A 19844-nucleotide genomic window follows, 5' to 3' on the forward strand; every position below is an offset into this window, starting at 1 on the left:
CTGCCGATTTTTCTCTTCCACCTTTTAGTTCTCCACATGTGATGGCACAATGTGGTAACTATGTTCGTAATTTAAGGTAATTCAGTGAATATTCAGGCGATTCTTTCAGACAAAATTAGTACTGCAATGCTTGCAGCGGGCGCTCCAGCAGACAGTGATGCACTCGTGCGTCAATCCGCTAAAGCCCAATTTGGTGATTATCAAGCCAACGGCGTCATGGGCGCGGCTAAAAAACTGGGGATGCCACCACGACAACTCGCTGAACAGATCCTCAATCATTTAGATTTAGATGGTATTGCCAGCAAAGTGGAAATTGCTGGACCAGGCTTTATTAATATCTTCCTTGAACCTTCTTGGGTTGAAAAACACGTTGAAGAAGCATTAGCCTCCCAACGTTTAGGCCTTGCCCCTGTAAAAGCCGAAACCATCGTTATCGACTATTCTGCACCTAACGTGGCAAAACAAATGCACGTTGGTCACTTGCGCTCAACCATTATTGGTGACGCTGCTGCACGTACGCAAGAATTTATCGGTCACCGCGTGATCCGCGCTAATCATGTTGGCGACTGGGGAACTCAGTTCGGTATGCTCATTGCTTATCTTGAAAAAGTGCAAAACGAAAGTGCCAATGACATGGCGCTCGCTGATCTGGAAGAGTTTTATCGCGAAGCTAAAAAACACTATGACGAAGATGAAGAATTTGCGGTACGTGCTCGTGGTTATGTCGTAAAACTGCAATCAGGTGATGAATACTGCCGTGAAATGTGGCGTAAGCTTGTTGATATCACTATGCAGCAGAATCAAGAAACCTACAAACGCCTAAATGTCACTTTAACTGAAGACGATGTAATGGGTGAAAGCTTATATAACAGCATGTTACCAGGCATTGTCGCTGATTTAAAAGCCAAAGGTTTAGCCGTTGAAAGTGAAGGCGCTACCGTCGTTTTCCTTGATGAATTTAAAAATAAAGAAGGCGAACCGATGGGCGTGATCGTCCAGAAAAAAGACGGCGGTTTCTTATACACCACCACTGACATCGCTTGCGCCAAATACCGTTACGAAACGCTCCATGCCGATCGCTCATTATATTACATCGATTCACGTCAGCACCAACATTTGATGCAAGCTTGGACTATCGTCCGTAAAGCGGGTTATATCCCTGAGACAATGGCACTTGAACACCACATGTTTGGAATGATGCTGGGTAAAGACGGAAAGCCATTTAAAACCCGTACAGGCGGTACTGTACGTTTATCTGACTTATTAGATGAAGCCGTTGAACGTGCACAAGCGCTGATCCGCGAGAAAAACCCAGACATGCCTGAAGACGAGCTACTGAATGTGGCGAATGTCGTTGGTATTGGCGCAGTAAAATATGCAGACCTATCGAAAAACAGAACAACGGACTACATTTTCGATTGGGATAACATGTTAGCGTTTGAAGGAAACACCGCACCGTATATGCAATATGCGTATACCCGTGTTGCTTCTATCTTCAAAAAAGCCAACTTAACTCAAGCAGATCTGACTTTACCAATTTCACTGCAAGACCCACGTGAAATCGCACTGGCGACACGTTTATTGCAGTTTGAAGAAACCATTCTCACTGTTGCGCGTGATGGAACGCCACATGTGATGTGTGCTTACCTGTATGAACTTGCAGGCCTATTCTCTTCTTTCTACGAACACTGCCCAATTTTATCGACCGAAGATGACGCTGTACGCCAAAGCCGTTTAAAACTGGCGGCGTTAACGCAAAAAACCTTAAAAACAGGTTTAGATACATTAGGTATTGAAACAGTCGAAAGAATGTAATCACGTTCGCGTTATTTAATTAACAGCTCGCCTCGGTGGGCTGTTTTTCTTTTCGTCGCGTAAGTAACTTTTGCGTCAAAGTCTGTATTTCTTCAACGTTTTCATTCGCACAATTTTGTAAGACTAGATTCCACTTACACAATGTTTTTGCTTTTTCACAAAGTTCAGGGTCATGCCCTAAACGATTATTATCCTTTAACCACCTAGCCACACTAGCCCAATCCCACAAAGGTGAGTTGCCACTTAAACGTTGTACTGGGGCTGGAAAATTGCCTTTTCCTCTTGACCCATCTTTTAATAATGCAACCGCTTGGCGTGTTAGCCCTGCTAACTCTGCAATATCACTTAAACCAACCAGCGTGCTATCAACTGATGCCACTTGCATTGAGATTTCTGCGCTCTCAATATCAGCAATTGCCGTTTCAATAGCCGCATCCAGTGAACTCGCCTCTCTATCAAACTCTAAATAAACGGAATTACCATAGTAGCACACCAAGGCATCATCACAGCCTGCCGTAAATAAAGCATCTTCTAAGCCCGTGGTATCTACCGTTACTCCAGAAAGTGTTAACGTGAATGCGTATTGCGCCATCAAAGCTCCTTAATCTCTTTTTTATCATCTAATAAGCGGCCTAAGCCGCTATAATTATTTCGAAAGTGCAATACAGTGATCCACTTTCCGGATGATCTGCTTGGCATGGTTTTCCATCACTCTTGGTGTTGACCAAACACTCATCATATGTGTTTTGTGCTCATCGACAGCGTTACCACAACGTAATTTACAAAATGTATGTGATGAACTCCCTGCACTCACCCAAAACCAGCCATTAGCAATCGCATATTCAATGGCTGCTTGAATATGCTTGTTCGGATGTTTTTTCATCGCCCTCCGATAAATACACTATAACCAAAAACGTTGACATTGGTCAACATCCTATTTATGCCAATTTCTAGTGGCCTCCTACGCTTTATTGATAAAAAACAAGCGCGCACTAAATATACCGTAAAACAAACAATGAAGGTTATTTTTATCAATAAAAACAATTACTTGATATATCATAAAATAATTATAATATTATTAATTGAGGAATTATTAAAAGAGATGAAAAAATTGGAAATGGATAGAAAATACAATGGGGTTTAAAACGATAGAATATCGAGACAAAAAAGCCCAAATTAATGGGCTTTCATTAAATTAACAGACTTTCAGCATGTTACGCGATGCTTCTCTTCATAAAATCACGTGGGCGGAAACCTAATATATATAAAGCAACAAAATAGCTTCCAGCTCCGACAATCACCACACCAATTAAGCGCAACATACGCATGAGCATATTCCCTTCTTGCCAAGATGGCATAAAGTGCAGCAGGCCAAATAACACCGCGCCCATTACAACTAACGCAATCAGTAGCTTAAATAAGAAACCTTTCCACCCTGCAAGCGGTTGGAAAATATCTTGTTTACGTAATTGCCAATACAGAACACCTGCATTAAAACAAGCCGCTAAGCCAATAGATAATGCCAAACCAGCATGTTGTAAAGGCCCTATAAAGGCTAAGTTCATTAATTGCGTCAAAATTAAGGTCACGATGGCAATTCTAACTGGAGTACGAATATCTTGGCGTGAATAGAAACCAGGCGCTAAAATTTTCACTAAAATCATGCCTGTTAGCCCTACACAATAGGCTATCAATGCATATTGTGTCATTAACGAATCATGTGCGGTAAAGTTACCATATTGGAATAATGAAACCGTCAGCGCTTCAGATAAGATAGCTAAACCAAGAGCACATGGTAATGCTAATAGCAGGCAAAGACGCAGTCCCCAGTCCATTAATTGTCGATATTCATTCTGGTTTCCACTCGTAAAGCTCTTCGCGAGAGATGGCAGCAAGATCGTTCCCAAGGCCACACCAAGCACTCCAGAGGGTAACTCCATCAATCTGTCCGCATAGTACATCCACGAAACAGACCCTGACTGTAGGAATGAGGCGAATATAGTATTAATAATTAATGAGATTTGCGCGACTGACACACCGATAATCGCAGGCCCCATCATTTTCATTACACGCCAAACACCGCTATCGCGAAATGATAGGCGCGGTAACACTAACATACTAATTTTCTTTAAATGGGGAAGCTGGTAGACCAATTGTAGCACCCCCCCCACTAATACCGCCCATGCCAGTGACATGATCGGCGGGTCAAAGTAAGGTGCGGCAAACGCAGCAAAAATGATCATACTCACATTGAGTAGTGTGGGTGCAAAGGCGGGTACAGAGAAGCGGTTCCACGTATTTAAAATTGCCCCAGCAAGGGAAGCGAGTGAGATTAGAAAAATATAGGGAAATGTGACTCGCAACAGGTCGGTTGTTAACGCAAACTTATCCGCATCATCAGTAAAGCCAGGGGCTGTCACATAGATAATCCAGGGCGCCGCAATCATGCCCAATACAGTGACTATCGCTAAAGCAAGGGTGAGCATCCCCGCAATATAAGCGACAAATGTACGTGTAGCTTCTTCACCTTGTTGGTTTTTATATTCCGCTAATATGGGGACAAATGCTTGAGAAAATGCCCCTTCTGCAAAAATCCGACGTAACAGATTTGGCAATTTAAACGCGACAAAAAAAGCATCGGCAGCGGCGCCTGCACCAAATACCCGAGCAATGATGGCATCGCGAATAAAACCAAGGACCCGAGACATCATGGTCATTGAGCTTACTGCCGCCAGCGATTTTAATAAATTCATGATTGATAGACTAAAAGTAAACAATCGTATCAGTTTAACAGCGCGGGCTGCCACTGACTACGATTGAAAAGTAAATTAAGAGTTTACGCTTTATTCATTGCCCAAGAATTATCCGTCAATGCAGTTAATACATGGTCACGCCACTCACCATTGATTTGTAAGTATTGCCTTGCATAGCCTTCACGCTCAAAACCAAGCTTGGCCAATAGATTACCACTACGCATATTATGAGGCATATAGTTTGCCATGATGCGGTGCATTTTCTGATGTTGTTGCATATAGCGAGTTACTTGGGTTAACGCTTCAAACATCAAGCCTTGCCCTTGCCATTTTTCGCCCAGAGAATACCCTAAATAGCACGCATGGAATGAGCCACGCAGGACATTACTAAAATTTGCTACTCCCATCACCTCGTTTTCTTCTTTATCTAATAGTAGGAAATGATAAGCACTACCTTCGCGATGCATTTCATTCATCACTTGCAAACGATTTTGCCAGCCAGCGGGTTGATAGTGAGAGTTATCTCGAGTCGGTTCCCAAGGGATAAGAAAGTCTTTATTCAAGCTGTAATAATCAGCTAGGCGATAATTATCTCGCTCATAAGTCAAACGAATAATCATTCTATCAGTGATCAGGCGTACCTTCGGTACATTTGAGCGATAACCAAACATCGTTAACCCTTTATTAATTTAAAATAGCTAGATTCCCTAGCCGTGCATATTTATTCGTTAGCTAAATAGCAAAGTGTAGCATTCTCTATTATTGATGAGCATCTAAAATCAGTCAGTCAAATAGATGAATTATCTTGCTCTCAATTTTCAATTCTTCAATAGTTTGCATTGCAGCTAGGCGGCAAACGCAGCTATCCCTATGAGCATACAAAAGTATGTGATTAGGGGAGCTAAGTGTAGCCAACAACGCTGCGGTGCAAAATATGACGATTTAACGTCTTCTCTTACTAACTCTTTCAATAGCCTAAATAGTTTGCATTGCAGCTAGGCGGCAAACGCAGCTATCCCTATGAGCATACAAAAGTATGTGATTAGGGGAGCTAAGTGTAGCCAACAACGCGGCGGTGCAAAATATGACGGCTATTGCATCGATAAAAATAAATCATCGATCCTCGATGCCACCCTCGATAAAAAAATATCATCTATTGCTCTCTATTATACTGATATTATTGATAAGTAACATTATGGAACAATCCTCTCTTAGCAATTTTTTAATGGTGTGTCATGGCACAGGTGTCACGGGCAAGAAGCCTTGGTAAATATTTCCTTTTGCTCGACAACATGTTAGTTGTCCTCGGCTTTTTTGTCGTTTTTCCATTGATTTCAATCCGATTTGTTGACCAACTAGGTTGGGCCGCTGTAGTGGTAGGCTTCGCATTAGGCCTACGGCAATTTGTTCAACAAGGCTTAGGTATTTTTGGTGGCGCAATTGCTGACCGATTTGGTGCTAAGCCTATGATTGTTATTGGAATGCTTTTACGAGCAAGTGGCTTTGCTTTGATGGCAATCGCTTACGACCCTTGGGTGTTGTGGCTATCTTGTGTGCTTTCTGCCCTTGGTGGCACGCTATTTGATCCCCCCAGAACGGCGCTGGTTATCAAACTTACTCGCCCCTACGAACGCGGCCGTTTTTATTCACTTTTATTGATGCAAGATAGTGCTGGTGCTGTTATCGGTGCTTTGATTGGTAGCTGGCTGCTACAATATGATTTCCACTATGTCTGCTGGGCGGGTGCCGTGGTGTTTATCATTGCCGCCATCTGTAATGCATGGTTACTCCCCGCTTATCGTATTTCAACGGTAAGGACTCCGATTAAAGAAGGTATGAACCGTGTTTTAAAAGACAAACGGTTTGTCACCTATGTTGTGACCTTAGCAGGTTACTTTATGCTTTCTGTGCAAGTGATGTTAATGTTCCCAATTGTTGTCAATGAGCTAGCTGGAACACCAACGGCAGTAAAATGGATGTATGCCATTGAAGCTATGATTTCTCTCACTTTGCTTTATCCCATTGCACGTTGGAGTGAAAAACATTTTCGCCTAGAGCAGCGGTTAATGGCAGGCCTATTTTTAATGAGCTTAAGTATGTTCCCAATAGGGATGACAACTTCGTTAAATATGTTATTTGGTTTAATTTGTCTATTCTATTTAGGAACCGTGACTGCCGATCCTGCTAGAGAAACGCTGAGTGCTTCACTTGCAGATCCCCGAGCTCGTGGCAGTTATATGGGCTTTAGCCGTCTCGGCCTTGCCCTAGGTGGTGCTGTTGGTTATACGGGTGGTGGTTGGATGTATGATATTGGGCACCAATGGAATATGCCTCAATTGCCTTGGTTTTTACTGGGGATAATCGGTTTTGTCACTCTGTGGGCGTTACATAAGCAATTTAACCGTAAAAAAATTGAAACAGTCATGTTGAGTGGGCAGTAATGCGCTAAACTAGCGGTATTACTGTAAAAGGAGTCTTTATGAAAAAATTTTTATTGGCCACAATGATTGGTTTTATCACTCTAATAACGGGCTGTAGCCAATTATCTGAATTCAGTATTAGTGAGTCCCAAATAAATAGCTACCTTGCTAATAAAGTAAAATATGACCACAAAGTGGGGATTTCTGGGCTTGCTGATGCAGATATCCAACTGGCGAATTTAAAATCTGAAATAGGCCGTAGTGAGCCAGGTAAAATCGCCCTAAATGGTGATGCTACGGTTAAGTTAGACTCTTTGATTGGAAAAGCAGAGGCGCAAATTAGCTTAACCTTAACGGCTCGCCCAATTTTTGATGCAAAAACAGGGTCTATCTACTTAAAAGAATTGAATATAAGCAATTATAAAGTCACCCCAGAGAACATGGATACCGCCATGTCTGCGGTAATCCCTTATCTAAATAGTTCCCTTGAAACTTTCTTCGAAACACAGCCCGTCTATGTCCTCAACCCAGATAACGGCGCTGCAGAAGCAACAGCCAAAAAATTGGCTAAGGGACTTGAGATTAAACCAGGTAAACTGGTCATTCCATTAGTGGATTAATTTTAACCATAAATTTTTTTGATTGAGAAAAGCATTAAAGGCAACAGAGAAATCTGTTGCCTTTTTAATTCAATCAGAAATATTAATCAATACTGTTTATTATCGCTCTTGAATATAAGTGACAGTGTCACATAAGAGCCTTTCGTTGGCCTTTTTGCATTCCGTAAGTCATGAGGTCTGGCTACCGATAAAACACTCACAAATTAGTCCTCATTAGCCTCGGAATCTAACTCATCACGCAGCGCAATAACGGCATCACGGGCAATTTGGGCTAATGTGCGATAAAACGCCGTCGTGGCATGGGCTTCGACTTTACCTAAAAATGCGCCGTACCAGCTGAGAATGTAGCTATCAAATAATTCTTCTTGTGCCGCGGTTTCATCTTCGGCGGCTTGATCTTCTAACCAAGAAGCAGCCAATAATAACGCCCCCAATGTGCTCACTGGCGCATCCGTTAAGGTCATGCCTCTAACGGTTAAAAACTCACGGATTTCAGCTTCTGTGACTTCTTCGTCATAATCATTGGCTAGCATTGATACTGTGGCATTTTCACCGACAAACATGGCTTGGTAGTCAGCACTAATCGCTTTAATATCCAATCCTTTCGCCATACGTGCCCACAATTCATCTTGCTCTAGAGGCCATGATGCTTTCAATTTATCCTGCGCAATCATATCCATAAGAGGTTTAACAAGAGCGTCATCAGCGCTGCGTTGGAATAATGTGCCTAAAATACGGCAGACGATTGAGAATTCGTTCATATGGGTTTTCCTATTTAAAATTCAGTTGCGACTCAGCTCTTAAGCTCAGTATACCGAAAAAATAAGAAACGTATTAGAGAAGAAAAACACAACAAAATTGCAAGCTAGCAAAAAGCAGGTAGCTTGCAATTCTTTTAGATGTAATTAGTAACCACGTTCCATATCAACCACTCCCACAGGCGCTTCCCCCGCTTCAATGCGCTTGATATTACTGACAATCATATCCATTGCTTCTTTCGGCTGGGTAAATGCAGCCACATGCGGCGTAATCGCAATACGTGGATGCGTCCAGAACGGGTGCATTTGGGATAAAGGCTCACTCGCAAACACATCTAATGCAGCCCCAGCAACTTGTCCTGCATCCAATGCAGATAATAAATCCTGCTCTATCAAATGTGCACCACGAGCTAAGTTGATGACATAAGCGCCTTGTTGCAATTGGCTAAACAGCTGTTGATTTAAAATCCCAACCGTTTCTGGCGTGCTTGGCAATAAATTGATGACCACACGAGTTCCCGAAAGGAATGCAGGTAATTGCTCATTGCCATAATAACTTTTTACATTAGGGATTTGTTTCTCAGAACGGCTCCACGTTCTGACATGAAAACCAAAGCTGACTAAGCGCTTCGCAACAGCTTGGCCCAATGCGCCAGCCCCCATGACACCAATCACAAACTCTTCATGTTGATAAGCAGGCAGTTGCTTCCATTGACGCTGAGATTGTAACTGCCGATATTCATCCATACGACGAAAGTATGCTAAGACCTTTGCACAGGCATATTCTTCCATTTGGATAGCCATGCCTGTATCTTCAAGGCGCATCACAGGGACACCCGCAGGGAGTGTACCTGGTTTATCTTGCTCTTGCTTTAAGATGGCATCCACACCTGCACCTAATGCAAAAATACCTTTTAAATCATTGCGCCCCGCAAGGCATTCATAGGGTGGCAGCCACACCATAGCGTAATCTGCACTTTGCTTATCCCCTTTTTCCCATTGGCGAATATTAGCTTGTGGTAATCTAGCACGCATTCCTTCAATCCATTGTTCTGAATTAAAGAATGGATGGTAAAATAAAATATTCATGGCAGCTCCTCTTAGGTTTCTAACAGAGTGTGCGCAATGACGTTTATTTTCAAGTCCATACCGCAACCAAGATCACTTTCGTTGAGGATTTTGTTAACTAGCTAACGAATTTTATGCTTAATCCTTGCAGTTCTTATTAACATTAAAAAAATGATTTATCTTAACAAGCAACAATTAAGATTAGATATTATACAAATTGATTTTTATTTAGCTAAACGGACATAAAAAGTAAGAAAAAGAATCAATAGGGAGTTGACGCAAGACGCTATTTTCCCTATAGTAGCGCCCCGTTGCACAGCAGGATTTCTCTCTGGTCTGCAACGGATTTAGAAAAAACGGTGAGGTGTCCGAGAGGCTGAAGGAGCACGCCTGGAAAGTGTGTATACGGCAACGTATCGAGGGTTCGAATCCCTCCCTCACCGCCATTTTTTCTACTAGTTTTCCTCTTCTTTTATCTGTAGTTTCCCTTTATTTTCATTATTCTTTTGCTCAATACCAATACCTCGTTCATGATATTCACGGCTAATATCTTCCCATAACTCTGCATTTTCTATCCCTGCAACTTTTGGACTGAACACAGGGTCAACACCTAATTTTTCCTGCCGTTCATAATCTCGCAGCGCTCTTAGCGCAGGTTTAGAAAGAAACACTATCGCAATTAAATTTAGGTAACTCATACTACCAAACCCAATATCACCTAAGCTCCACATTAAGCTCACTGATTGCACGCTACCCATAAACACAATAATTAAGAACACAAACTTAAGTATCAGTTTTAAAACAGGATAAGCAAGTTTGCGGTCAAGGTAGACAATGGTTGTTTCAGCAATATAGTAATAAGCCATTAAGGTTGTGAATGCGAATAAGAATACTGCTATCGACACAAAGCCTGAGCCCGCAGAGGTAAACACGGTAGAAACCGCCATCTGTGTCCATGCGGTTCCTGCTGCAACACCTGGTACATATTCCACCAGCGCGGTTGCAGAACCATCGGGGAATACATTGTACATATTGGTGACAAGGATCATTAAGCCTGATGCTGTACAGACTACAACCGTATCAATATAAATGGAGAATGCTTGAATAAGTCCTTGTTTTACTGGATGACTCACTTCTGCAGCCGCTGAACTAAATGTTGCCTCACCAGCACCTGCCACATTGGAAAATACCGCGCGACGAACACCCCATGATACTGCGGTTCCAACAATCCCACCAAATACCGCATCCATACCCAATGCACTTTGGAAGATTAAATTAAACATCGCAGGTACTTTTTCATAATGGCTGCCCAAAATAATCACCATCATCACCAAGTAAGCTATCGCCATCAAGGGAACGATTTTATCTGCTGCACTTGCGATACGTTTCACGCCACCAAAGATAAGCCATGCCATTAATACGGTGACAATCGCCCCAGTCGCCATCGGAGGAAGGTTAAACGATGTCTGGAAAGAGTCAGCAATGGTGTTAGCCTGAATACCTGGCACTAATACACCGTAAGATAAACAAATTACGGCGGCAACAATGATGGCAAACGGCTTCAACTTTAACCCTTTTTCAATATAATAAGGGGAACCACCGCGATATTGCCCATCTGAACGTTGTTTATAGATTTGAGCAAGTGTAGATTCAATAAAGGCACTCGCGCCACCTAATAGCCCCATGACTACCATCCAAAAAATGGCACCTGGCCCACCAGCAGCTATTGCAGTAGCAACCCCCGCAATATTGCCAACACCAACACGGCCTGACAATGCTAAACAGAAAGCTTGGAAGGAAGAAATCCCCTCTTTTGATGCTTTATTTTCCTTTAATAAACAAATCATTTTGATGAGATAGCGAAATTGCACGCCACGAGTCGCTAAAGTGAAGTAGAGTCCTACGCCCAGTGATAAAAACACCAGTGCATTACCCCATATGTAACCAACGATGGTATTAACGATGGCTTCCATTTTGTACTCCTTCGTTATTGTAATTGTTTATTGTGTGTTTGCAGGGTAAAAAAAACCTGAGCATTGTAGGCTCAGGTCAACGTTATTTATTGGTGAACAAACCAGATAACTTTGGTTTGGCTATACTGTTCAAAAGCCTCTAGGCCATTGTCTTTTCCGCCAAAACCGGATTGACGGAAACCACCAAATGGCGTGGTAATATTCCCTTCACTAAAACCATTGACTGAGACAGTTCCCGCACTAATTTGGCGAGCAACGCGCATGGCTCGGTGGACGTCTTGACTATAAAAAGAGGCCGCTAACCCATATTGTGTCTTATTGGCTAGCGTAATTGCCTCTTCTTCCGTTTTGAATGAGGTTACTGCTAAGATAGGGCCAAAAACTTCTTCTTTAAACAACGACATATCTGAAGTCACATTATCGAAAATTGTCGGCTCGATATACCACCCAGAACCAATTTCATGGTGAACGCGACCACCAATAGCGATTGTCCCCCCTTCTTGCTTTGTGATATCTAAAAACGATTTCACTTTATCAAAGTGCGCTTTTTCAACCATCGGCCCAATTGATACATCCGCTTGCCTCGGGTCACCCACTTTCCATTCTTTTGCTGCAATCGCCAGTTTATCCAGCAGAGCTTGTTTAATATTTTCATGCACAATTAAGCGAGAACCGCAGCTACAGTTTTCACTCATATTCCAAAAGGCGGCGGCCATGATATGGGGAACAGCCGCATCAAGGTTGGCATCTTCAAATACAACCTGCGGACTTTTGCCACCACATTCGAGAACAATTTCTTTTAAGTTGCTTTCCGCTGAGTATTTTAAAAATAAGCGCCCCACTTCGGTTGACCCTGTGAAGGACACCACATCCACGTCTGGGTGACGTCCCAGTGCTTCGCCCACTTTTTCGCCCAGCCCACAAACTAAGCTGAGCGCCCCCTTCGGTACACCTGCCTCATAAGCTAGCTCAACCATTCGATAAGCACTCAGTGACGTTAGCTCCGCGGGTTTCACAATCACAGAGTTGCCGATAGCAAGCGCAGGCGCAACTTTCCATGCAAACATTTGGGCTGGGAAATTCCAGGGTAGAACCGCGCACACAACCCCAATAGGCTCGCTAACTATCAACCCTAATTCTTGTTGGCTTGTTGGTGCTATTTTTCCAAATAATTTATCAATCGCTTCGGCATACCAATAAAAGGTTTCAACGGTTGCTGGCATATCGGTATTGATACATTCGGTAATGGGTTTTCCCGCATCAATGCAATCAAGTGCTGCAAGTTCTTCGCTGTGTTCAGCAATTAAATCCGCCCACTTGAGCATCACCTCTTTGCGTTTTTGAGGAGAAAGTGCACTCCACTCACCGCTTTTAAAGGTATTTCGAGCAACTTTTACTGCAGCATCAACATCTCTTGCTTCACCGTCAGCGATATAGCCAATAAGGCTATTGTCAATGGGAGTTCGGTTTTCTAATTTAGGTTGAGAAATATTCACCCCATCAATTAAATTACCCGCCCATAGTTTTCCTTGCTTGGCGAGTTCAAAAACCTGCTGTTGATTTAGTTTCATTATCCCCACCTTACCTTTTCACTAATTTGACAAATTCGTCTTTAGCTTCAACGGCTAAATTAGTTAAAGGTAAACGCACAGGGCCTGCGTTAAACGTGCCATTTAAGCAACCTGCTTTGGCTTTTTGGTTATAATCGCCAGACTCCATGGAATAAATTCCTGGGTATATTTCATTCATTATTCTTTTCGCTTCTTGCCAATCTCCTGTTTGTGTCGCCTTAAAAATAGCAACTTGTTCAGCAGGGAACACATTGCCTGCACCCGCTATCCAGCTTTTTGAACCCCAAAAGAAGAAATCAACGGGTTGGTCATCACAACCACAAATCACCTTGAAGTTGTTAAACGGTGTCTGTAATAGGCGTAAAGCACGGCTGAAATCCCCGCTACTCTCTTTAATGGCAACTATGTTGTCGATTTCAGCCAGCTTAACCACAGTTTCGTACTCAATTTCGATACCAATGCGTGCAGGGAAGTTATACATAATGATCGGCAGCGTTGTGGCCTCTGCAACTTTTTTATAATGCCCGTACACGCCTTGTTGGTCAGGCAAACTATACGGTGGTGGTGATAACATTAAACCTTCATATCCAAGGTCCTTTGCTTGTTTTGCGCGCGCGATCGCACCTTCCGTTGATAGATCGTTAATCCCTGCAATCAACGTTACGCGCCCCTTCGCAATTTTGCTCACGGTTGATAAAACGGTTTTGCGCTCATCTTCATTTAACGCGTAGTATTCCCCTGTCGTGCCGCAGACCACTAACCCTGTGACGCCTTGGTCAATAAGCTTTTCAGTTAAATCAGCTAATGCACTAATATTTAATGAATAATCGTCATGAAAAGGGGTAACTAAAGGGACAAGAATGCCATGAAAATTCATCTGAATTCTCCTTAAAATTATAGAAATCGCTCAATGGAAAAAGGGGTGCAGTCGATAACAGTCGGCTGCTCGTGAATAAAACTATTTACAAGGTCAGCCGTGATTGCTGCCTGTGTGAGCCCTAGGTGTTGGTGACCAAATGCAAAAATATACGGGCCTTTATTATCAATGACAGGCAATGAATCTGATGTTGATGGGCGAAACCCCATCCACGGTGTTGATTGTGCATCATTTAATGGCGCCTTTAGCATTGGGGCGGCGAGTGGTAAAAAGTGACGAGCCCGCTGCATATTTGCAGGGCGCTTTAACCCTGCATATTCAACGGTACCAGCAAGGCGTAAACCACCCGCCATCGGGGTCATAATGAAACGCCTGTCCATGCTGGATACGGGAATATTCAGCCGCCCTTGTTCTTGAGGTAGCATTAAATGGTAGCCGCGCTCTGTTTCAAGTGGCACATTAATACGACTAACCATTTTGACTAATGATTTAGAAAATGCGCCGCCTGCAATAACCACTTTTTGCCCTGTAAATTTCCCTTGGGTTGTGGTGATAGAGGCTTCTTTATTTGATGTCGAAGATATCGCAATGACTTCACAGTTGGTCAGTATATTTCCACCTAACTCAACAAATGACTGCGCAAGTTTTGAATGTAATTTTGATAAATCAACCACATGCCCAGTATTTGGGAAAAATAGCCCTCCAAGTTGATTCGTGGCAAGTGCAGGTTCGCGCTCAAGTAACTCGGTTTGATCGATAACCAAGTTGTGTACATTCATGTTTTGTAGAGATTCACCATGTTGATGGAGCTTTTCGAGTGTTTCTTTTTTTTCAGCCACTAATAATGAGCCTTGCATTTTAACAAGGTCGCTGAGTTGCCATTTTTGAATAAAGGCTTGCCACGAGTCAAAAGCCGCACTATTTAACGTCATTAACGTCTGGTGAATGTGGGTAAACGGCTTATGGCGCATGTTACCGACTAGCTTTAACATCCACGGTGTTAGTGGTAATAAGTAACGCCAATCCAAACGTAATGGGCCAAGTGGGTCGAGCAACATTTTCGGAATTGATTTCAATACAGAAGGGTCTGCAATGGGGAAAACTTGCTCAGTTGCAATATGCCCTGCATTACCAAATGACGCCCCAGAGCCAATTTCATTTTTATCCACCAGCAGGACGTCGGTACCATTAGCTTGTGCGGTAAGCGCAATGCTTAGGCCAATAATTCCACCGCCGACAACAATCACTGAATATTGACTCTTCATCGCCATCCCCTTACGCAACCGAAATACCGAAACGAAATGGGTCTTGCGCATCAATCAGCAACGTATTTTGGCCGCTAATATAGGCATTTCCTCGAATTGTAGGAATAATGCCGTTTTCATCCGCGGGCTGGAAACTCGCTTGAAACTCACTGCCAATCACGCTCGCTTGGTGCCAAATTTCTCCCGCTGCGAGTTTTTTATCCGCAGCTAAACAGGCTAATTTGGCACTGGTACCTGTCCCACAAGGGGAGCGGTCATAAGCACCACCAGGGCATAACACAAAACTTTGGCTATCGGCTTTAGGGTGTGAACCAAATAGTTCGATGTGATCAATTTCTTGGTCATTCTTACCAAAGATTTTTTGGTCAACAAGTGCTTGTTTAATTTTCAAACTCACGTCTGTTAGCAATTTAACGTTTTTAAAATCAATCGAAATAGGTGAGTTTTCTACAAGAAAAAACCAATTACCCCCCCAGGCGATATCCCCTGTGACCATACCGATATCAGGCACATCAACTTGTACTGCTTTACGGTAACGATATGAATATACGTTCTGGATACTCACGCTGCCATCGTTGTGCAGTTCCGCCGTAACATCCCCAACAGGGGTTTCAATCAAATGCTTTCCGTAAGAAATTTTCCCGAGAAAATGCAAGGATGCGACTAAACCTATCGTTCCATGCCCACACATCCCAAGGTACCCTTCGTTATTAAAAAAGATCACCCCTGCCGCGGCTTTCGGATTTTGTGGTTTACATAATAGTGCCCCCACGAGAATGTCATTGCCTCGTGGTTCTAGGATGGTTGTTCTTCGCCATTCGTCATGGTTATCACGCAATATTGCCAAACGTATTGCCATGCTTTCACCACCTAGCTGAGGGAATCCTTCAATCACTAAGCGTGTTGGTTCCCCTGCTGTATGGGAATCTATTACTTCAATTTTAGAATATTCAGATCGCATTGATTAGCACCCTATTAATCATGGTTTGTTAATAGATTGCTTGATTTTTGTTAATCAATCTTGATATCTTTCCATCGAACTTATGCGTTTTTCTGCACAATCTAAAAATATTTAAGAAAATTAGTAACAATAATTTAATATTTGGGGGCGCAGCATGATCAATTTAAATAAGTTATTATTAATCAGCCAAGAAAATATGCTTTTTCCTGTTGATAACATTGAAGTTTTACTAAACCATCTCGGTTTAGTCATGCCGTTAATTAATACACTCCCTAATGTCACTTTTTTTGTGAAAGACCATAATGCACGGTATTTACTTGCCAATGATAACTTGGCGATTCGCTGTAAAAAGAATGGTATTAATGACGTAATTGGTAAAAGTGCAGAAGAGTTATTTCACGCTGAATTAGGGCAAAGTTACAGTTCGCAAGATTACCTTGTGATGGAAAAGAAAATCAGTGTGATTAATAAACTTGAGTTACATCTTTATAAAGCTGGGTTACTTGGCTGGTGTTTAACCACAAAGGTACCCATATTTAACACTCGAAACCAAGTAATTGGTGTAGCAGGGATTTCTGTCGATTTACAGGATATTAAATCTGTTAGTCCTAAATTAAATAACCAACTTAGCCTCGTTGAACGCTATATTAGTGACCATTTTGATACTGCAATTAAAATAACGAAACTTGCGGATATTTCAGGACTTTCACTTTCACAATTAAATCGTCAATTTAAAGCTATTTTTTTAATTACACCGCAACAATATATTCAAAAAAAGCGTCTCGAACATGCCATTGAGTTATTAGAAGATGACCATTCAATTACAGATATTTCAATAAAATGTGCTTACACTGATCACAGTGCTTTTTGTCGCAAATTTAAAGAAATGACCACCATGACACCCAGCCAATTTAAGCGTATGCGTTCAACACTTGATAAGCAAAAAATAATCGCGTGATCGGGTATCTTATTGTTCATCTCTAATCTTACTGAGTATAAAACAAGCTTTGTTTAATCTTTGTTGATTAAGCTAATTTCCTCATTGATTTCAATAGACTAATCGAAAAAAACATCCTACTTTGATCTTAATATGCCTAAGTAAAATAAATTAACTTAAGATAGCTCTTATTGCGGCTATTTATGAATAGCGTATTGATATGTCCAATGTAAGACACTATTGCATGTCATATAAAAGGATAAAAAATGACCATTTATGATCTGAAACCAAAATTTCAAGATCTACTTCGCCCAATCGTTAGTAAATTATTTAATGCAGGGATCACGGCTAATCAAGTGACTTTGGCTGCATTATTACTCTCCATTATTGTCGGTTTGGTTTTGTTTTTCTTCCCAAACCCACATCTATTTATTTTATTGCCGTTTGTGTTGTTTATCCGCATGGCGCTCAATGCTATTGATGGCATGCTAGCACGAGAACATCATCAAAAAAGCCAATTAGGTGCAATCCTCAATGAATTAGGTGACGTCGTTTCTGATGTCGCGTTATACCTCCCTTTTGCTATTATTTTTCCCCATGCAATTTGGCTAATTTTGCTTATTTTATTTTTCTCACTGTTGACTGAGTTTATTGGTGTCACCTCACAAGCAATAGGTGCGTCAAGACGCTATGACGGCCCTATCGGGAAAAGTGACCGAGCCTTTATTTTTGGCGCTCTCGGATTATTCGTGAGTATTTTTCCTCAGCTTCTGTTCGCTGATTGGATAAATTATCTCTTTATTATTCTATCTTTGTTGCTGCTTTATACCTGCTATAACCGTATCCGCCGTGCATTGGATGAGTTTCGCACGTCTTCGGATAATAATTAAGGAATAATTATGAACGCTCAGACAGATTATCTGACGCAACGCCCTGTTTTAGAATCGCAATTTACAACTAGTGATCACACTTCGCTTTTTTACCGCCACTGGCCAACGGAAACGACAACGGACAAAGCAATTATTTTATTCCATCGTGGTCATGAGCATTCAGGCCGTGTTGCACACCTTGTTGATGAGTTAAACTTTCCTGACTACGCCATGTTCGCTTGGGATGCTCGCGGTCATGGGCGAAATGAAGGTCCAAGGGGCTATAGCCCTTCTCTTGGCACATCCATCCATGATGTCGATGAATTTGTCCGATATGTCTCCACGCAATATCAAATCCCTTTAGAAAATATCATTGTAATTGGGCAAAGCGTGGGGGCTGTGTTGGTTTCCGCATGGGTACATGACTATGCGCCGAAAATTCGTGGGATGGTTCTTGCCTCACCTGCATTTAAAGTTAAACTGTATGTTCCTTTTGCTCGCACAGGGTTAGCTTTAATGCAAAAAATGCGGGGCCTGTTCTATGTTAATTCTTATGTAAAAGCGAAATTTCTTACCCATGATGAACAGCGTATTGATTCGTTTAACCGCGATCCGCTAATCACTCGACCTATTGCCGTTAATATCTTACTTGAATTGTATAAAACAGCCGATCGAGTCGTTGCAGATGCCAACGCAATTACCTTGCCAACTCAATTATTTATATCAGGTAGCGACCATGTTGTTCATCACCGCCCACAGCATCAGTTTTTTGAGCGCTTAAATACACCAATCAAAGAAAAGCACATCTTACCAGGCTTTTATCACGATACTTTAGGTGAGAAAGAGCGTCATATTCCTATCGAAAAAATACGTGATTTTATTAGTAAATTATTTAGTCTCCCTGTTTACCGACATGATTACCAGTACGAAGACACATGGAGCACTAGCGCAGAAAATTACCGTAAACTGGCTACTCCGTTACCCAAATGGTGCCCGAAAAACCTTGCCTTCAAGATTATGAGTAAATCAATGAACACCATAGGTAAAGCTTCTGAGGGTGTTCGCATCGGTTACGATAAGGGCTTTGATTCAGGATCAACTTTAGACTATGTCTATCGTGATAAAGCGGAAGGAAAAGGCCTATTCGGACGCGTGATTGACAGGCAATACCTCAACAGTATTGGCTGGCAAGGGATCCGTCAGCGTAAAGTCAATATTGAAAATACTTTACGCCAAGCTATCCGTGACTTAACAGATAACAATATGCCAGTACGTATTATGGATATTGCAGCGGGTCAAGGCCGTTATATCTTCGATGCAATTAACGATTATGGCAAAGTTGAATCTGTTCTTTTGCGTGATTACAGCCCAATTAATGTAGAACAGGGGCGTTTACATATAAAAGAGCGTTTCCTTGAAGATAAAATCCATTTTGTGGAAGGCAATGCCTTCGACGCTGATGATTTAGCTTCCGTGACGCCTGCGCCTACACTGGGTGTTGTGAGTGGTTTATATGAGCTATTCCCGAGTAACCAACTAATTAGAGCTTCATTAGATGGATTATCCCGAGTCATACCTTCAGGTGGGCTGCTCATTTACACTTGCCAACCATGGCACCCTCAAGTGGAAATGATTGCTCGTGTTTTACCCAGCCACCAAGGCGGACAAGCTTGGGTTATGCGTTGCCGCAGCCAAGGCGAAATGGATGCTTTAGTTGACGAAGCAGGGTTCGAAAAATTAAGTCAATCTATTGATAACTGGGGAATATTCAGCGTATCAATAGCGAGACGCCGTTAATCTTTTAACCTATCATTTGAGGTTGGTTGCCGTCAACGTAGCTAACCTCAAGTTTGCCAATATTGGCTATCTCTATTGCTTCTGATAGGCAAAGCCCCTATGTTGTGAGTTAAATATACATTTTCTTTCTACAAACAGGTAATTGCAGCACTCACTATTT

18 protein-coding genes and 1 tRNA gene are annotated in these 19844 nt (G+C 42.1%); 8 read left to right on the plus strand and 11 right to left on the minus strand.

Translation table 11 applies throughout. The features are described from left to right. Positions 1-84 precede the first annotated feature (84 nt). The gene (argS, locus tag AABS66_RS01195) at positions 85-1815 is read left to right on the plus strand and encodes an arginine--tRNA ligase (RefSeq protein WP_206084155.1); all 1731 of its coding nucleotides are present in this window, start codon (positions 85-87) and stop codon (positions 1813-1815) included. Positions 1816-1834: 19 nt separating this feature from the next. Here the strand turns inward: argS and AABS66_RS01200 are convergent, their stop codons facing one another. The 4 genes from AABS66_RS01200 to rimJ form a co-directional block, all read right to left on the minus strand. Continuing rightward, a complete protein-coding gene (locus AABS66_RS01200; RefSeq protein ID WP_206084154.1) occupies positions 1835-2407 on the minus strand; it encodes a helix-turn-helix transcriptional regulator in 573 nt (190 codons plus the stop codon). Between the two features lie 54 nt (positions 2408-2461). Further along, entirely contained in the window at positions 2462-2698 is a 237-nt protein-coding gene (locus tag AABS66_RS01205; RefSeq protein WP_206084153.1) for a hypothetical protein, read from the minus strand. 331 nt (positions 2699-3029) lie between these two features. Beyond that, positions 3030-4568, minus strand: coding sequence for a murein biosynthesis integral membrane protein MurJ (gene murJ, locus AABS66_RS01210; RefSeq protein WP_206084152.1), 1539 nt, complete (start codon positions 4566-4568; stop codon positions 3030-3032). Between the two features lie 83 nt (positions 4569-4651). After that, a complete protein-coding gene (rimJ, locus tag AABS66_RS01215) occupies positions 4652-5239 on the minus strand; it encodes a ribosomal protein S5-alanine N-acetyltransferase (protein ID WP_272538486.1) in 588 nt (195 codons plus the stop codon). A gap of 349 nt (positions 5240-5588) precedes the next feature. Here rimJ and AABS66_RS01220 point away from each other — a divergent pair, with 349 nt between their 5' ends. From AABS66_RS01220 to AABS66_RS01230, 3 genes are read left to right on the plus strand one after another with little or no spacing between them, the layout of a single operon-like run. After that, positions 5589-5759: a hypothetical protein gene (locus AABS66_RS01220; RefSeq protein ID WP_353165975.1), complete on the plus strand. Its 171-nt coding sequence runs from the start codon at positions 5589-5591 to the stop codon at positions 5757-5759. Positions 5760-5803: 44 nt separating this feature from the next. Further along, the gene (mdtH, locus tag AABS66_RS01225) at positions 5804-7009 is read left to right on the plus strand and encodes a multidrug efflux MFS transporter MdtH (RefSeq protein ID WP_206084149.1); all 1206 of its coding nucleotides are present in this window, start codon (positions 5804-5806) and stop codon (positions 7007-7009) included. A 38-nt stretch (positions 7010-7047) separates the two neighbouring features. After that, positions 7048-7608 carry a lipoprotein gene (locus tag AABS66_RS01230; protein ID WP_206084148.1) on the plus strand — a complete coding sequence of 187 codons (561 nt, stop codon included), beginning with the start codon at positions 7048-7050 and terminating at the stop codon, positions 7606-7608. A gap of 203 nt (positions 7609-7811) precedes the next feature. Here AABS66_RS01230 and AABS66_RS01235 read toward each other — a convergent pair whose 3' ends face one another. Next, a complete protein-coding gene (locus AABS66_RS01235) occupies positions 7812-8369 on the minus strand; it encodes a TorD/DmsD family molecular chaperone (RefSeq protein ID WP_272538490.1) in 558 nt (185 codons plus the stop codon). 144 nt (positions 8370-8513) lie between these two features. Then, entirely contained in the window at positions 8514-9455 is a 942-nt protein-coding gene (gene ghrA / locus AABS66_RS01240) for a glyoxylate/hydroxypyruvate reductase GhrA (protein WP_206084146.1), read from the minus strand. A gap of 337 nt (positions 9456-9792) precedes the next feature. On the opposite strand from ghrA, the gene AABS66_RS01245 reads away from it, so the two are divergent. Then, a tRNA-Ser gene (locus AABS66_RS01245) sits at positions 9793-9880 on the plus strand. 9 nt (positions 9881-9889) lie between these two features. Here the strand turns inward: AABS66_RS01245 and AABS66_RS01250 are convergent. From AABS66_RS01250 to AABS66_RS01270, 5 genes are all read right to left on the minus strand, one after another. Continuing rightward, on the minus strand, positions 9890-11407 hold the full coding sequence (locus AABS66_RS01250) for an alanine/glycine:cation symporter family protein (protein WP_206084145.1): 1518 nt from the start codon (positions 11405-11407) through the stop codon (positions 9890-9892). 86 nt (positions 11408-11493) lie between these two features. Continuing rightward, positions 11494-12978 carry an aldehyde dehydrogenase gene (locus AABS66_RS01255; RefSeq protein ID WP_430224450.1) on the minus strand — a complete coding sequence of 495 codons (1485 nt, stop codon included), beginning with the start codon at positions 12976-12978 and terminating at the stop codon, positions 11494-11496. A gap of 10 nt (positions 12979-12988) precedes the next feature. Then, positions 12989-13855 (minus strand): 4-hydroxy-tetrahydrodipicolinate synthase, encoded by an 867-nt coding sequence (dapA, locus tag AABS66_RS01260; RefSeq protein WP_430224451.1) that lies wholly within the window; start codon positions 13853-13855, stop codon positions 12989-12991. A 17-nt stretch (positions 13856-13872) separates the two neighbouring features. Next, a complete protein-coding gene (locus AABS66_RS01265; RefSeq protein ID WP_349415188.1) occupies positions 13873-15120 on the minus strand; it encodes an NAD(P)/FAD-dependent oxidoreductase in 1248 nt (415 codons plus the stop codon). Between the two features lie 10 nt (positions 15121-15130). Next, on the minus strand, positions 15131-16081 hold the full coding sequence (locus tag AABS66_RS01270; RefSeq protein ID WP_206084141.1) for a 4-hydroxyproline epimerase: 951 nt from the start codon (positions 16079-16081) through the stop codon (positions 15131-15133). A gap of 154 nt (positions 16082-16235) precedes the next feature. On the opposite strand from AABS66_RS01270, the gene AABS66_RS01275 reads away from it, so the two are divergent. From AABS66_RS01275 to AABS66_RS01285, 3 genes are all read left to right on the plus strand, one after another. Further along, on the plus strand, positions 16236-17039 hold the full coding sequence (locus tag AABS66_RS01275; protein ID WP_206084140.1) for an AraC family transcriptional regulator: 804 nt from the start codon (positions 16236-16238) through the stop codon (positions 17037-17039). Between the two features lie 245 nt (positions 17040-17284). Further along, the gene (locus AABS66_RS01280) at positions 17285-17908 is read left to right on the plus strand and encodes a CDP-alcohol phosphatidyltransferase family protein (RefSeq protein WP_206084139.1); all 624 of its coding nucleotides are present in this window, start codon (positions 17285-17287) and stop codon (positions 17906-17908) included. 9 nt (positions 17909-17917) lie between these two features. After that, on the plus strand, positions 17918-19684 hold the full coding sequence (locus AABS66_RS01285; protein WP_430224452.1) for a bifunctional alpha/beta hydrolase/class I SAM-dependent methyltransferase: 1767 nt from the start codon (positions 17918-17920) through the stop codon (positions 19682-19684). Positions 19685-19844: the final 160 nt, after the last annotated feature.

Source organism: Providencia sp. SP181, from assembly GCF_050446505.1.
GTDB classification, from domain to species: Bacteria; Pseudomonadota; Gammaproteobacteria; order Enterobacterales; family Enterobacteriaceae; genus Providencia; species Providencia vermicola.